This is a genomic window from Selenomonadales bacterium (assembly GCA_018335585.1).
Classification (GTDB): Bacteria; Bacillota; UBA994; order UBA994; family UBA994; genus UBA994.
Window position 1 is genome coordinate 22090 of sequence record JAGXRZ010000022.1, and the last position, 13846, is coordinate 35935.

Consider the following 13846-nt stretch of genomic DNA (forward strand, 5'->3'; position numbering starts at 1 on the left):
AAGCGACTCTCCTGTAATCGCTTCGCCGTTTTGCTGCTAATTCCTGCGCGACGGGGACTAGTGTTCGCGCCGCACTATGCGCCGCAGTGTGCCATCCGCCAACTCGGCCGTAAAATCCGTGGCCCCGGCAACTTCGCTGTCGTGTGAGATGAGGATGATGGTGCGCTGCTCCGTGTCCACTAGATTGCGCAATAACTTAAGAATCTGCCCACCAGTCTTTTGGTCTAGGTTTCCGGTCGGCTCGTCTGCTAGAATAACCTTGGGGTCGTTAGCTAAAGCCCGCGCTATGGCCACCCGTTGCTGCTCGCCGCCGGAGAGCTGAGCCGGGCGGTGGCGATAACGGCCCGAGCCTAGCTCCGCTAGCTGTAAGCATTGCTCAGCGCGTTTACGGCGCTGGGCCTTAGGATATCGCGCGAACTCGAGCGGCAGTTCTACGTTCTCGACAGCCGACAGGTTCGGGATGAGATTATACGACTGGAAAATGTACCCAAGCAGCTTGCGACGATGTGCGACCAGACTCGCCTCAGAGAGATTGTGCATACTCTCGCCATGCAGATAGATTTCGCCACTGCTCGCACGGTCCAGCCCACCGATGACGTTTAGCAGAGTAGTCTTTCCGCTGCCACTTGGGCCGACGATGGAAGCTAGAATCCCCGCCGGAATTTCCAAGTCAACTTCGTCTAATGCGCGTACGACGTTGCCATGTAGTGTATATGTCCGGCTTACTTTGCGTAGTTCCACGGCCTTATTCATTGCGTAACACCTCCGCGGGCTTGAGTCGCAGTGCGAACAATGCAGGGAGTAACCCGCCAAGTAGGCCAAGCCCTAACGCCGCACCTAGAGCTTTGAGCATCAGGTCAATAGACAGACTGACAGAGACATTGCCTAGCTGTGCTTGCCAGACGCCGCCGCGCATAAGCGCCCCACCGAGTCCCCGCAGAGCCTGCATTCCGCCCTGCATGCCGCCTTGCAGCGGGCCGGCTAGGCGTTGTGTTTGCGGCAGGGCCTGGGCTAAAACCGTGGTGGCCAGAGACTGACCTACAGTCGCGAACAGCAGGATGCCCACCAAGGCGCCGATGGCTGCCAAGCTTACACTCTCCCAGGCAAATCCGGACAATAGGTCGCCGCTGCTTGAGCCTAGAGCCTTAAGCACGCCTATTTCACGTTGCCGCTCGCGGATGATGAGGAACATAGTGGCGCTAATGACGAGTCCCGTGGTGCCGAATGCTAACCATAAGCCCGTGTTTGTCGTGCCCCGCACGAGGTTCATAGCTTGGCTGACGCGCTCAAGCATCATTTCACCTTGCGAGACAACGTCGGCACTTTCGCCTACGATTTCCTTGAGCGCCGCCACGACGCCCGACACATTAGGGAGGGAGTCGACCGTGATGTAAATCTGGGACAGCTGGTCGGGCATCTCAAGCACGCGCTGGGCTGTGTCAAGCGGTAAAAATACGCTGCCGTCTCCAAATTGAGTCCCGCTCGTGGCAATGCCAATTACGGTCATGTCGACGCCGTTGACAGTAATTAGGCCGCCTAACTCAAGCGCACGGTTCTCGGCTATGGCGCTGCCGATGACGGCAACGTCCTGGCCTGCATCCTCCGCCGTAAAAGTGCGACCTGCTGTAATTTCGGCAGTGCCACCACCCATTAAGCGCAATCTCTGTCCCGGGACAATACCCATAACAGCCATGCGTTCGCGAAGGAGCGCTTCCACTATCGCCGGGTCGTTCATTTCCTGGCGGGTGGGCCTGCGCATCTGTTGAAAAACAACCATCGGCGCCACCTCTACTACATGCGGCACTTCTGACATGCCTTCAACCAGCGAGGCAGCCATAGGTTCGGCTCGCCCAAACCCGCCAAACGTACCTGCCGGACGAATCTCGACTAAATTACCCATTGAGGCTTCCACCGTCTGCACTTGTTCCCCTACCGCCACATTGATGGCCATCATGGTGATACTAAGACAGATGGTCAAGCCGATGAGTAAGGCTACGGTAAGAGTACGAACCTTGCTGCGCGTAATATTGCGCACGCCGCGGTAAACGTTATGCATAGCCACACCTCCATGTACTTTCCACCATCTATGTTACCCGTGAGATGTCGCATAAGTATGGGAAAAGCGAATTTTTTCTGGGGGTATCTAAGTGACCAACCACGCGTTAGCGCGATATGTCGAGCTAGGCGAGCAGCGTCTTCTGGAAAGGGCGAAAGCGGCGCAAGCGCTACTTGCGGCGTGCACACTCTGCCCGCACCTCTGCCGTGTGAACCGTTTAGCGGGGGAGCGTGGGTTCTGCGGCATGCTGGCGCAGTCCGTGGTCGCCAGCGGCGAACCACACTTTGGCGAAGAGGCTGTGTTAGTAGGAAGGGGCGGCTCCGGCACAATCTTCTTCGCTGGCTGCACGTTACGCTGCGTCTTCTGCCAGAACTGGCAGATAAGCTGGGGAGGGGTAGGAGTCGCCCTAACGGACGAAAAGCTTGCCCGTGTCATGTTGAGCCTAGAGCGGCTAGGGTGCGCAAACATTAACCTCGTCAGCCCAACTCATTTTGTACCCCAGATTCTTGGGGCGCTACGCTTAGCCCTCTCGCAGGGCTTAAAACTGCCGTTAGTCTACAACACCGGCGGCTACGAACTGCCGGAAACGCTAGCACTCCTTGACGGCGTAGTAGACATCTATATGCCAGACATTAAGTACGCAGATGACAAGCCAGGCGGACTCTATTCCGCTGCCCCCGACTACGCCACCCGCACGCGGGAGGCGGTCCGCGAGATGCAGCGGCAAGTCGGGGATTTAGCGACCGATAAGCGCGGCCTCGCCTACCGCGGCCTCCTAATTCGGCACCTCGTTATGCCAAACGATGTGACGGGCACGGCCGAAGTGCTGCATTTTATTGCGCGGGAAATATCGCCGCGCGCTGTTGTGAACGTCATGGCGCAGTATCGCCCAGCGCACCTAGCTATTCGTCACCCACCGCTTAACCAGCCTGTACGTCAAAGCGAAGTCCGCGCGGCGAAAGAGCTAGCAAAGCAACTTGGCCTGCGGCCCATCGAGCCATAGCTGGGGCGTACGCTCGGCGCATGTAGAAAAGGGGGTGTAACAAAGTCTTTTTGTAGGGTATAATTTCGCTTAGCGTATGTGTTTTGGGGAGAGGAACTTATGAGCAAGAGCGAAACTATGCCTAACGGCGAGCGCCATGTTAAAGCAAGCCCGCTGGCAGCACTAAGACACCGCAATTTCCGTTGGTTTTGGTCCGGACAGTGCGTGTCGCTGATCGGCTCTTGGATGCAGCGCGCGAGCCAAGCTTGGCTGGTGCTAGAGATGACAGACTCGCCGTTTTTGCTTGGGCTAATCGGCGTGATGCAGTTCTTGCCGGTTATGCTCCTGAGCCTTGTGGCAGGCGTGATTGCCGACCGTTTGCCTAAGCGCAAACTCATCTTGGCCATGCAGCTTTCGCTTGGAGCACAGGCGCTTATCCTGTCGGCACTCGTCTATACCGGGCGGGTGGAGTATTGGCATGTCCTTCTCTTAGCCCTGTGGCAGGGTGTAGCAACCGCTTTTGACACGCCGACGCGCCAGTCGTTTATTGTGGAGATGGTGGGCAAAAAAGACTTAATGAACGCCATATCGCTTAACTCCGCTATCTTTAACGGCGCGCGCGTTATTGGCCCGGCGATTGGGGGCCTGGTCATGCACCATTTTGGCGCGGGGCTTGCCTTCTTGCTTAATGGCGTCAGCTATTTGTTTGTCTGCTATGCCCTGCTCATTATGCAGATCGACGGCTCGCCGCGCCAAGTGCGTGAGCGCTCTATGCTGCGGGAAATTAAGGAAGGGCTGAATTACGCCCAGCGCACACCGCAAGTCCTAGAGGTTCTCTCCCTAGTCGGCTTAATCGGCATCTTTTCGCTGAACATGAGCATCCTTATTCCCGTGCTGGCGCGCGATGTCTTAGGGCAGACCGCGGCTGGCTTCGGGCTCTTAATGTCTTTTATGGGAGCAGGCGCGGTGTGTGGTGCTGGCTCACTGGCGTATCTTTCACACCTTGGTCCCAAACGCCAGTTGCTCTTTGGCGGGGCCTTTGCCATGACTGTTACCCAAATCCTGTTGTCGCAGGTTACCGGCTACTGGGCGTCTGTGGCACTGGTTTTCCTCTTGGGAGGGGGGCTTATCACCTACAGCGCTACCGCTAACTCGAGTTTACAGGTAGCCGCACCCGACCACTTGCGCGGCCGCGTGATGAGCCTGCACAGTCTCTTAAACGGCGGCACATCGCCGCTTGGGAATCTATTCGCCGGCACGGTGACCGACCTCTTCGGCGCTGCGGGCGGCTTCCTGGCCTGCGGCGGCATAGGGCTGCTCTGCACGACCTTGCTTTATTGGCGGGGCGGCGCGCGTGCGGCAGGGAATGACAGCAGTCGTCGCGAAGAAAGTCCATCAAACACGACTCTCTAGGAGGGATGCTAAGTGGAATACACGATTAGACCGGTAAGGTGCGAAGACTACCAAGCACTGCAAGACATTGAACTAGCTGCGTTTGGCGCCTGCGGGTACTGCAACTATTTTCTCAAGATGATTCCGCACTTGTTCCCCACTTCGTGTCTACTGGCCGAAGTAAACGGCCAGATAGCGGGGTACAGCCTAGGCGCAGTCGACGGACACGACTTGGCGCGCGCGTGGATTCTCACGGCGGCAGTAAAGCCGCAGTTTCAAAACCGAGGCCTAGGCCGCGAGTTGACGTGCCGCTTAATGCAGGCTATGGAGGAGCGCGGCGCGCGGTCCTTTATGCTTACCGTCGAGCCAAATAACCCGGCGCGGCAGCTGTACTTTCGCCTTGGCTTCAGTGATGTGAAGTTTGAGCGGGACTGCTATGGTCTGGGGCAGGACCGTTACTACATGGAAAGGAAGGTTGAGGCATGAAGATAATTGCTGCCGAAGTACGCGAGCTAGCCCTGCCGCTAAAGAAGCCATTTATCATCGCCTACAATACTTGGCACAGTATGCCTACGCTTATTCTGACGCTTACGACGGACGAAGGGCTCGTCGGCTATGGAGAAAGTGTGCCGGATGAAGGCGTGACAGGAGAGACTATTAGCAGCACCTTCGCCATGCTGCGCGACACACTCCTACCGCTAGTGCTTGGCCAAAGCGCGTTTGACCTAGAAGCGTTTCACCGCGCTGCCGAGGAGCGCGTGCACGGGGCCTATGCCGCTAAGGCGGCTATCGACATCGCTCTGCACGACCTAAAGGCCAAAGCCGCCGGCCTTCCCCTCTATAAGCTGTTTGGTGGGCACAGCCAAGACGTAACTGTCCCGGCGGTAATCAGCATTATTCCGCCGGAGGAAATGCCGCGTGCGCTTGCCCCTTACCAGGCAGCAGGCTACCGGCATTATAAGCTTAAGCTAGGCGGCGACCCCGCGGACGACATTCTGCGCGTAGCAAGAGCGCGCGAAATTCTAGGCGAAAAAGCGCGCATCAAGGTGGATGCCAACCAAGGCTTTGCCACCGCAGATAACGCGCTAAAGGTCATGCAGGCTATATCATGCTACGATATCGAACTGGTCGAACAACCGGTAATGCATTGGGACTACGAGGGGCTAAAGCGCGTCCGCGAGCGCTCGGATATGTCGCTCATGGTAGACGAAGGCGTACGCACCGGGCGCGACTTGTGGCGGCTTTTATCTGTCACCGGCATCGACTGGGTGAACGTCAAACTTATGAAGTGCGGCGGAATCTTGCCCGCCATGAAACTCGCTGCCTTAGCCGAGATTGCCGGTGTCAAGGTGCAAATCGGCTCTATGCTCGAGTCCAGCGTCGCCAGTGCGGCCGGGGCCCACTTGCACAGGGCGTTATCTGCGATTAGCGCCAGCGAGATGGTTGGCCCGCATCACTTTGCCGCGGACATCGGCGATTTTGCTTATGCCAAAGATGAAGTAGTATTTAACGAGCGCGCGGGACTAGGCATCGAGGTAGACAGCGAGCGCTTAGGCAGTCTCACTCTGCGTGGCGCGCGCGTCAGCGAGCAGGGTGACTATAGTAACCTCTCGCCGTGACAAGAACCGAAAGCCACCCGCTCCGTGGGCTAGGCCGCGGTTAATGTAAAGGTGTCCTTTCCCCTCGCGCGATAGCCCTTGGACATGGCTAGGCGGAAAGAGGCGGCCGGAGACGGTCGTCACCGCGCCAAGGAAGGGGAGCTTAACTTGCCCGCCATGGGTGTGGCCAGCGAGCGCTAAGGCGACGCGAGCGAGCATAGGCGGCGCATGTCTTTTGTTCCAGGGTTCAAACCACGTAGGAGCGTGCACCAAGAGAATAGTTACGACGTCTATATCGCTAGGTAGCGCTTGTCTTAGGTTCGCGTGCCCCGTGCTGATATCGCCGACCCCCGCCAGATAGATCGCTTGGTCGCCTCTAGGCAGGCGCACATGGCTGTTGTCTAGCACAGTAACTCCGGCAGCACGCAAATGCGCGGCAATAAACGGCCAGTTCGAGCGGTGGTCGTGGTTCCCGCTTACGGCATAGACCGGCGCCATTTGCACGAGTTCGCGCATAAACGGCAGTAAATTACCGGCTTCGCCAGCGCTACGGTGCACGAAATCGCCGGTGGCGACAATTAGGTCGACATTGGCAGCGCGAATCGCTTTAGCCTCGGGCCCGCCCGGTGCAAAAGCCCGCCCGTGCAGGTCGCTAATGTGTGCCATGCGCAAGCCTTGAAATGCGGCCGGTAGCCCACGGATAGGCACCTCCACGTATTCGACTGAGAGCGCAGTAGTCTCGTACACCACCCAGAGCAACAGGGCCGCGCCTGCCACGAGCACCGCTAGCGTGAGAGGCCATGTCGTCACCACGTCACTCCCCGAGTCCCGCTTTTTGCCTAGGCTTGCGGTGAGCCGTGGCCACTATTCCCTGCTCTCCTCGGCTTTTTCACGCAACCCAAGTTCCACTAGTACACAGCTCTGCACAACTTGCATGCCGAGTCCTTGGCAGTGTTTAACTACTTCTTCGGCATCCGCTCCGGGCTGCAGCCATGCGTGCGTTACGCCTAGGCCAGCCGCCTCGGTAACATATTCGAGCCCTGTTTTAGGGTTAATAACCAAGCACAAGACGTCGGGCTGCTTTGGCAGGTCCTTTAGGCTGACATAGACGCCGTCGCCCCCGCGCGGGTGAACGCGGCTTACCTCGTAGCCTTTACGTAAGAGCTTCTGCACTATTTTATAAGCAAACTTCTCGGGGTTTAACACGTCGCCGACAACTGCCCAGTGGTTAAGCGCGAGAAATAGGTCTTTGTTCACCTTGGCAACCTCCTCTTTAGTGGTCGGGTCGCGTTCTAGTCTCCGCCCGCCTTAAAGTTGTATACAGTCTTTATAATATGCTGCACTTCGACCGTCTCGCCAATTGAGTTTAAGATTTGTTGCATGGGTTTGTAGGCCATGGGGGCTTCGTCTAGAGTGTCTGGGTCGACTGAGGTCGTAAATATCCCGGCCATGGACTGCTTGTATTCCTCTAGCGAGTAGGCGCGCTTAGCTTGGCTACGGCTAAGCAGGCGCCCGGCGCCGTGTGGCGCCGAGTAGTTCCAGTCGGGATTACCTTTGCCTACGGCAATAATGCTGCCGTCGCGCATGTTAATCGGGATAATTAGCACTTGCCCTTTGTGGGCTGCGACTGCGCCTTTGCGTAGGATGCCTGCTTTGACGTCGATAAAGTTGTGTGTCGTAACAAACTCATCTGCAAGGTCCCAGTTCATGCCGCGCGCAATGACCTCGGCGATGGCTTTTCTGTTGAGGTCGGCATACTCTTGCGCAATGGTCATATCCCAGAGATAGTCTTCTAAGTCGGGTCCCTCGACATAGGCCATGTACTTAGGCACCTTGGCGCCACCCTGACTTTTGCGCGCGAGGGCGCGTACCGCTACGTTTTGGTAGTGCTCGGCGATCTGCGTGCCTAAGTTGCGGCTACCCGTGTGGATACTTAAGTAGTTTACGCCTTCTTCCGACCGCGCCACCTCAATAAAGTGGTTGCCGCCGCCTAACGACCCAATGCTTAGCTCGATGCGGTTCATTTTCTTAATGTGAGCCGCGCATCTAAGCTCAGCGAGGCGGGCTTTCCCTGCTAGGCGGTGCGGCGCATGGCGCGTGTCAAAACCCGCGGGGACATTGCCGCGGATGACGCGGTCGAGCTTGGCAAAGTCGATAGGCCCTGCCGGGATGCGCGCGGCTAACACGCCGCAACCAATGTCTACCCCTACGTGTCCGGGGACCACTTTATCTTTAATGGTCATCGTGGTGCCAATCGTGCACCCCATGCCGACGTGAGTGTCCGGCATAACCCTAATCTTTAAGCCTTCCACGAAGGGCTGGTTGCATAGTTCGTGCAGCTGCTGCATAGTGCCGTCGTCAACAGCGTCTAGGAACACTTTGGCCGAGTTAAACGCGCCCTTAATCGTGATCATCCGCTCACCTCCTGTCACCAGTATATTATGCTCCGGCCTAGGCGGCAACCAGAGAAGGGAAGTGACCGTTGCGTTGAAAGTAACCCGCGAACAAGCTCGCCGTTTTCTTATAGGGCGTCAGGGCTACCGGGCGCAGGGAATGCTATGGGCAGGGCAAGAGGGTGTTGCGGCAGCCATTCTGCACCTAGGGGCTGTCCAAATCGACCCCATTAACGTCTTTGAGCGCAACCACCACCATGCGCTCTTTACTCGCGTCGCCGGGTATCGCCCTGAAATGTTAGATGAAGAGCTCTACGGCAAGAAGGCTGCCTTCGAGTACTTCTGTAACGCCCTTTGTGTTCTGCCGATGCAGGAGTACCCCTACTTCGCGGTAAAGATGCGCCTGCTACGGGAGCAGTATTGCCCCACACCCGAAGAACAACAAGCCGCCGACAGGGTGCTGCGGCGGCTGGCCGACGATGGGGCTAAGACTTCCCGCGAGTTTGCGAGCGGAGAGAAGATTCCAGGTTGGTGGGACGGCGGCGAGAAAAGGACTAAAGCGGAAAAGGCGGCGCTAGACTCTTTGCACTACACCGGGCAGGTGATGATTACCGCGCGCGAGGGGCAGCATCGGCGTTACGACCTGCCTCACCGCGTTGTGCCTAGCCACCTGCTAGAGCAAAAAGTAACTGAAGCGGAGTACCGCCAATACATGCTCGAAAAGTTTCTCGTCGCCTATGGCCTAAGTCAAACAAGCCTCTTTAGGTTTGGCTGGGCGGAAGCACCAAAACCGGAGATTAAGCGCCTGCTACATGAGCTAGTGCGCGTAGGCAAAGTTGTGCCCGTGCAAATTGAGGGCGTAAAGCGGCCCTACTACTGCCACATTTCACTCGTGCCAGAACTAGGCGCCGCTATGCTTACGCAGACGGAGAGCGCGGTGTTCGTTGCGCCGTTAGATAACTTGGCGTGGGACCGCGACCGTCTCACAGACATCTTTGGGTTTACCTACCGTTGGGAAGTATACGTACCCGCAGCAAAGCGCCAATACGGCTATTATGTACTCCCCGTACTTCTAGGCGAGGAGTTCGTCGGCCGCCTTGAGCTAAAGGCCGAGCGCGCGCAGGGTTTGCTTACCGTGAGCAACCTGTGGCTAGACAAGGACACCCGCGGCGTACGTGAAGCCATTGCCGCGGCTACCGCGGAAATAGCCGCATACCTAGGCCTGCGGGAAAAACTCGATGGCTGCGCCAACCGTGCCTGGGCCGGTGTGTACACCGACAACAGGCCCCACGTGTGAGACCGAAACCTCGACCCCAAAGATCTGCTGCAGCTTTGCTCTTAGACATTGCCCGGCCTCATCCGCCGCCCCGACTCCCACGCAGGCGCGCTTCGCTTTGCGCCCCTTTGACAGGTCTTGGAACAGGCTGGCAATCTGCTCGAGTGCCTGTTTTTGGCTGCGGGCTTTGCCGGCATCGATGTATATTCCGTCATCCACGCGAATAATGGGCTTAATGTTGAGTAATGAACCGAGGAGGCTCTTGGCCTTGCCGATGCGGCCGCCCTTAGCGAGATACTCAAGGGTGTTTAGCGTAAAGACCACTTCGTGGTTAGCGCGTGAGATGTCTATGGCTTTTATAACCTCGTCGGCGCTCTTGCCTGCGGCGATAGCCTCGGACGCAGCCATTACCTGCACGGCGGTGCCCACGCTGATGGAGCGCGAATCCACCACGCGGATGTCGCGCTTAAGGTGTTCGGCTGCTTGTATGGCAGACTGGTGCGTGCCGCTAAGCCCGGCGGAGATATGTACGGAGACTATGCTGTCGTACCCTTCGGCGAAAAGCTTCTCGTAAAGCTCAATAAACTCGCCGGGAGATGGTTGGCTGGTGGTGGGGAGCTGCTTCGCCTCCGCTAACATCGGGTAGAACTTGTCGGGGTGAATGTCCACGCCGTCGAGATAGAGCTTGTCCCCAAAAATGACGTTGAGCGGGCGGACTGTGGCTTTAAGCTGCTTGGCTTGCGCCGGGGTCAGGTCAGCTGTGCTGTCTGTTACCAGGGCTATGCGTTTCAAGGGAACCCCTCCTGCAAAGTAGTACCGTAAGATAGACGAAGCCTAGCGCGGATAATGTTGCGCTCCGGCACAAAAACTTTCGTTTGCATGAAAACTGTTTTGTCTTCTAGTGTGTCTAATTAGTGAAGGTCGGAGTGAGAGCGCACGAAAGAGAAGGAGCGAAGTATGGATACAGCGCAATTGGTTGTTAGGGCGCAAAGGGGCGATGAAGCGGCCTTCGCTGAACTAGTCAAGGCTTATCAGGCGCAGCTCTACCGCATCGCACTAAGCTACGTCAAAAACCGCGAAGACGCGCTAGATATCGTGAGCGAGTCGGTTTACCGCGCTTTTGTAAATCTGCGTAGCCTTAAGAACCCGTCGCATTTTAAGACATGGTTAATCCGTATAGTCATCAATCAGGCCGTAAATGTCATGCGACAAAGACAACGGGTCGCAGTCACTGGCGACCTGTCCGTAGCACCGTTTATCCCGCATGGCCTTCGTTCTGACGACTTACTCGACCTTTACGCGGCAATTGACAAGCTCGACGAAAACCAGCGGGCTGTAATTATCCTGAAGTATTGCGAAGACCTTACACTAACACAGGTCGCACAAGTCCTAGAGCGTCCGCTAGGGACGATAAAGACGCACTTGCACGGCGCACTCAAGACCTTAAGGCTAGAGCTAAAGGAGGAATTCCAGTGAGCAACATGGAGGACTTAAGGGTGAAGCACATGGAGACCCAAATTCCTGCGGAGCTCGACGCGCGAGTTAACAGAGCCATATTAAGAGGAGCGAGTCATATGAAGAAGAAAAGAAGGCGTCAGTCATTGGTTAGGATGCTAAGTTCCATTGCCGCAGCGCTACTAGTATTTGTCGGGCTCTTAAACGGCTCGCCCGCGTTTGCCGAGTACGTCAGCGGCCTGCCGGGCGGCGAGACCATTGTTAGACTGCTCATGTTTGTCGGTGACAGAGCCATCGGCGGCGAAATTACCGACGGACAGGATATTAGGCGCATTACGGTAGGGCGGCGTGCCGATTATGAAAGCATCCAAGTGGATTTCACCGCGGGCTTTACCTTGACCCAAGGCGAACCAAGCGGCGTACCGGCTGGCACGGTAGGACACTTTACCGTAACGCGCATGACGCACCCCGCAAGCATCGTTGTTCATGTGTCCGGTGTGCGCGGCTTCTCGGCCGCACAGTCGTTACCCGACCTCTCGCGCATGCGCTTTATCGGGAGCATTTACCGGCTTATCACGCTAGACGACAGTGCCCATCGGTTTGTAGTGACCTTTAAGCAGCCGGTGTCTGTTGAAGTGACGGAGCAACAGAATCCCGCGCGCATAATCTTCCGGGTGCGGGAAGATAAAGCGGCCACAGCACTCCCCGCTATGTATTCCCTGCGCACTGCGTCCATGCCGTGGGGCGAGGCAGTAGGTTCAGCCGAAGAGCAGCTTAAGTTCGAGTTCGGCAGCCAAGCAGCGAGAATGCTCAGGGATGCAGAAGGGCTCTACTTTGCAGAGGAAGGACTCTACGCGACGCGCGCCGTAGCCGAAGCACGGCTCGCCGAGCTTAACAATGCCCAAATCGGGCTAGAACTACACATCGAGCAGCGCACAGCAGATCAATTGCCTAGGTCCATAAAGCCAGCCACCAGCCGCCAGCCGCCAGCTACCGACGACAAGCGAAGGGCGACAGCCTTCTAACGCCTAATCCCGCTGATAGCTGCGTGCTGACCGCTGAATGCCCTCAGTTCATAATTCACGATTCTGGATTCATGATTGCCCCCGGCTCACCGCTCAAAGCTCATAGCCGGCGGCTGGCGGCTGGTGGCTTGAGCAGTGCCCACATCTGTGGTAACTTATAGACAGGCGAAATATTCTTAAAAGGGAGAGTGGCAAGGGTGATTACTAGGCGCATAGACATGCTGGTCACGGAACATGCCGAGCGTTTTGGCGGCAAAGGAATCCTGCGCAACACGCACTTTCTGCACCAGAATGATGCTTACGGCACAGGCAGGTTGTTCTCAAAGAGCGCGCTGGCTCCGGGCTGTTCTGTCGGCTGGCACAAACATGAAGGCGAGTGCGAAGTGTACTTTGTCCTATCCGGCGTAGCTAAGGTCAGCGACAACGGCCAAGAGCAGATTCTCTATCCCGGCGACGCTTTGCTTACCAAGAACGGCGAGTCGCACTTTATCGAAAACGCCGGCGACGAAGACCTAGAGTATATCGCCCTAATCTTGTACGACAAAACAAGCGCTTAACTCCCCCGCAACAAAAGCAGCTAGGCCCCGGCCTAGCTGCTTTTTACGAAGCAAAAGGGACAGAGCTTACATCAGTCTTGCGGAAACTCTCTCGCTCAAAATCTGTCACGTACTTCTCCACGGCTTCCCGCACCACCGCGTTAACCGATGTGACGCGCTCTGTCTCAACCAAGGTTCTTAGCCTGTTAAGCAGACTCTCGGGCAGAGCAAAGGTTGCTTTTTTGAGCTTGCTTGAATGCACCACCGCAAATCCCTCCCCTACTCTCATCTCCTCCGTTTGGGTTACTCGACTATCTTAAATAGCTTTGGCCCGACGCCGCAAATCGCGCACTTGTCCGGCAGGGCTAGTTCAATATTGCCGCACACGGAACAGAGGTAGAATGTGTACTCCTTAGGCGAATCGTATTCCGCCAAGAGCTTAGCGTAAAGCTCTGCGTGCACTTTCTCTGCCTGCATAGCATACGAGAACGACCGCGCCGCCGCCTTTTCGCCGTGGGCCTCGGCGTTAGCTAGCATGGGTGGGTACATGCTCGTGAACTCCTCAGTCTCCCCGCGCACGCCCTCAGCTAAGTTTTCCTTAGTCGACCGCACGCCGTCAAGTGCCTTAAAGTGCGCCAGAGCATGAATTGTCTCGGCTTCGGCCGCCGCACGAAACATCTTGGCGGCGTTTTTGTTTCCCTCGGCCTCAGCTTTAGCGGCAAAAGCAAGGTACTTGCGGTTGGCCTGCGATTCACCCGCAAATGCTTCTTTGAGGTCGAGCTTAGTCTTCTCGTTCATGGCTAATTCCTCCTACGCAATAAATGATACTGCATAATCCTACCACCTGGTAGGGGAGGAGTCAAGTTGAGCCGAAGCGGACCCTAGAGTTCAAAAACGGCCTAGGGAGACCTAATTGCGATGTCCAGAAAGGACGGTAGATAGGGCGTTTTGAGGCTGTGGTAGATTTATTTTACCCCAGCACAACCTAGCGTTAGCGAGGGTTTTTGGGGCAAGGACGTTTAGCTACAGTAAAATTGACCCCAAGGCAAAAATCAGAAGAAAAGGGAAATAATATTCGAAATATGAAGGGAAACCCCCTACCTCTGGCGAATACTTTCTTGTCAAACAAAAAG

General features: G+C 56.5%; 16 protein-coding genes. 8 read left to right on the plus strand and 8 right to left on the minus strand.

Annotated elements, in window-relative coordinates; genetic code table 11:
- Positions 1-57: 57 nt before the first annotated feature.
- Together KGZ66_04350 and KGZ66_04355 are read right to left on the minus strand one after the other, a co-directional pair.
- Positions 58-753, minus strand: coding sequence for an ABC transporter ATP-binding protein (locus tag KGZ66_04350; protein ID MBS3984824.1), 696 nt, complete (start codon positions 751-753; stop codon positions 58-60).
- Positions 746-2056 carry an ABC transporter permease gene (locus KGZ66_04355; GenBank protein MBS3984825.1) on the minus strand — a complete coding sequence of 437 codons (1311 nt, stop codon included), beginning with the start codon at positions 2054-2056 and terminating at the stop codon, positions 746-748. Before KGZ66_04355 ends, KGZ66_04350 begins: the two co-directional genes overlap by 8 nt.
- A 91-nt stretch (positions 2057-2147) precedes the next feature.
- On the opposite strand from KGZ66_04355, the gene KGZ66_04360 reads away from it, so the two are divergent.
- From KGZ66_04360 to KGZ66_04375, 4 genes are all read left to right on the plus strand, one after another.
- On the plus strand, positions 2148-3059 hold the full coding sequence (locus KGZ66_04360; GenBank protein MBS3984826.1) for a radical SAM protein: 912 nt from the start codon (positions 2148-2150) through the stop codon (positions 3057-3059).
- Positions 3060-3158: 99 nt separating this feature from the next.
- Positions 3159-4451: an MFS transporter gene (locus KGZ66_04365; protein ID MBS3984827.1), complete on the plus strand. Its 1293-nt coding sequence runs from the start codon at positions 3159-3161 to the stop codon at positions 4449-4451.
- A 12-nt stretch (positions 4452-4463) separates the two neighbouring features.
- Positions 4464-4916, plus strand: a complete 453-nt coding sequence (locus KGZ66_04370; GenBank protein ID MBS3984828.1) for a GNAT family N-acetyltransferase — start codon at positions 4464-4466, stop codon at positions 4914-4916.
- Entirely contained in the window at positions 4913-6049 is a 1137-nt protein-coding gene (locus tag KGZ66_04375) for a dipeptide epimerase (GenBank protein MBS3984829.1), read from the plus strand. The genes KGZ66_04370 and KGZ66_04375 overlap by 4 nt, the downstream gene beginning before the upstream one ends.
- Here the strand turns inward: KGZ66_04375 and KGZ66_04380 are convergent.
- From KGZ66_04380 to KGZ66_04390, 3 genes are read right to left on the minus strand one after another with little or no spacing between them, the layout of a single operon-like run.
- The gene (locus tag KGZ66_04380; GenBank protein MBS3984830.1) at positions 5981-6838 is read right to left on the minus strand and encodes a metallophosphoesterase family protein; all 858 of its coding nucleotides are present in this window, start codon (positions 6836-6838) and stop codon (positions 5981-5983) included. The two genes, KGZ66_04375 and KGZ66_04380, sit on opposite strands and share 69 nt — an antisense overlap.
- A gap of 54 nt (positions 6839-6892) precedes the next feature.
- Positions 6893-7285: a CoA-binding protein gene (locus KGZ66_04385; GenBank protein ID MBS3984831.1), complete on the minus strand. Its 393-nt coding sequence runs from the start codon at positions 7283-7285 to the stop codon at positions 6893-6895.
- Between the two features lie 35 nt (positions 7286-7320).
- Positions 7321-8442 carry an RtcB family protein gene (locus KGZ66_04390; GenBank protein MBS3984832.1) on the minus strand — a complete coding sequence of 374 codons (1122 nt, stop codon included), beginning with the start codon at positions 8440-8442 and terminating at the stop codon, positions 7321-7323.
- A 73-nt stretch (positions 8443-8515) separates the two neighbouring features.
- Here KGZ66_04390 and KGZ66_04395 point away from each other — a divergent pair, with 73 nt between their 5' ends.
- Entirely contained in the window at positions 8516-9718 is a 1203-nt protein-coding gene (locus KGZ66_04395) for a YcaQ family DNA glycosylase (protein MBS3984833.1), read from the plus strand.
- On the opposite strand, the gene KGZ66_04400 is transcribed toward KGZ66_04395, so the two are convergent.
- A complete protein-coding gene (locus KGZ66_04400; GenBank protein MBS3984834.1) occupies positions 9638-10489 on the minus strand; it encodes a DegV family protein in 852 nt (283 codons plus the stop codon). The two genes, KGZ66_04395 and KGZ66_04400, sit on opposite strands and share 81 nt — an antisense overlap.
- Before the next feature lie 165 nt (positions 10490-10654).
- On the opposite strand from KGZ66_04400, the gene KGZ66_04405 reads away from it, so the two are divergent.
- The 3 genes from KGZ66_04405 (at position 10655) to KGZ66_04415 (ending at position 12734) form a co-directional block, all read left to right on the plus strand.
- Positions 10655-11173, plus strand: coding sequence for a sigma-70 family RNA polymerase sigma factor (locus KGZ66_04405; protein MBS3984835.1), 519 nt, complete (start codon positions 10655-10657; stop codon positions 11171-11173).
- 98 nt (positions 11174-11271) lie between these two features.
- The gene (locus tag KGZ66_04410; GenBank protein ID MBS3984836.1) at positions 11272-12177 is read left to right on the plus strand and encodes a DUF4179 domain-containing protein; all 906 of its coding nucleotides are present in this window, start codon (positions 11272-11274) and stop codon (positions 12175-12177) included.
- Between the two features lie 218 nt (positions 12178-12395).
- Entirely contained in the window at positions 12396-12734 is a 339-nt protein-coding gene (locus KGZ66_04415; GenBank protein MBS3984837.1) for a cupin domain-containing protein, read from the plus strand.
- A 43-nt stretch (positions 12735-12777) separates the two neighbouring features.
- Here KGZ66_04415 and KGZ66_04420 read toward each other — a convergent pair whose 3' ends face one another.
- Positions 12778-12978, minus strand: a complete 201-nt coding sequence (locus KGZ66_04420) for a ribbon-helix-helix protein, CopG family (GenBank protein MBS3984838.1) — start codon at positions 12976-12978, stop codon at positions 12778-12780.
- Positions 12979-13016: 38 nt separating this feature from the next.
- Positions 13017-13511 (minus strand): rubrerythrin family protein, encoded by a 495-nt coding sequence (locus tag KGZ66_04425; protein ID MBS3984839.1) that lies wholly within the window; start codon positions 13509-13511, stop codon positions 13017-13019.
- Positions 13512-13846: the final 335 nt, after the last annotated feature.

Excerpts from the sequence above, each read along its gene's own strand:
- KGZ66_04350 (MBS3984824.1), bottom strand. The coding sequence starts at position 753 with ATGAATAAGGCCGTGGAACTACGCAAAGTAAGCCGGACATATACACTA.
- KGZ66_04355 (MBS3984825.1), bottom strand. The coding sequence starts at position 2,056 with ATGCATAACGTTTACCGCGGCGTGCGCAATATTACGCGCAGCAAGGTT.
- KGZ66_04365 (MBS3984827.1), top strand. The coding sequence starts at position 3,159 with ATGAGCAAGAGCGAAACTATGCCTAACGGCGAGCGCCATGTTAAAGCA.
- KGZ66_04375 (MBS3984829.1), top strand. The coding sequence starts at position 4,913 with ATGAAGATAATTGCTGCCGAAGTACGCGAGCTAGCCCTGCCGCTAAAG.
- KGZ66_04390 (MBS3984832.1), bottom strand. The coding sequence starts at position 8,442 with ATGATCACGATTAAGGGCGCGTTTAACTCGGCCAAAGTGTTCCTAGAC.
- KGZ66_04405 (MBS3984835.1), top strand. The coding sequence starts at position 10,655 with ATGGATACAGCGCAATTGGTTGTTAGGGCGCAAAGGGGCGATGAAGCG.
- KGZ66_04410 (MBS3984836.1), top strand. The coding sequence starts at position 11,272 with ATGAAGAAGAAAAGAAGGCGTCAGTCATTGGTTAGGATGCTAAGTTCC.
- KGZ66_04415 (MBS3984837.1), top strand. The coding sequence starts at position 12,396 with ATGCTGGTCACGGAACATGCCGAGCGTTTTGGCGGCAAAGGAATCCTG.
- KGZ66_04425 (MBS3984839.1), bottom strand. The coding sequence starts at position 13,511 with ATGAACGAGAAGACTAAGCTCGACCTCAAAGAAGCATTTGCGGGTGAA.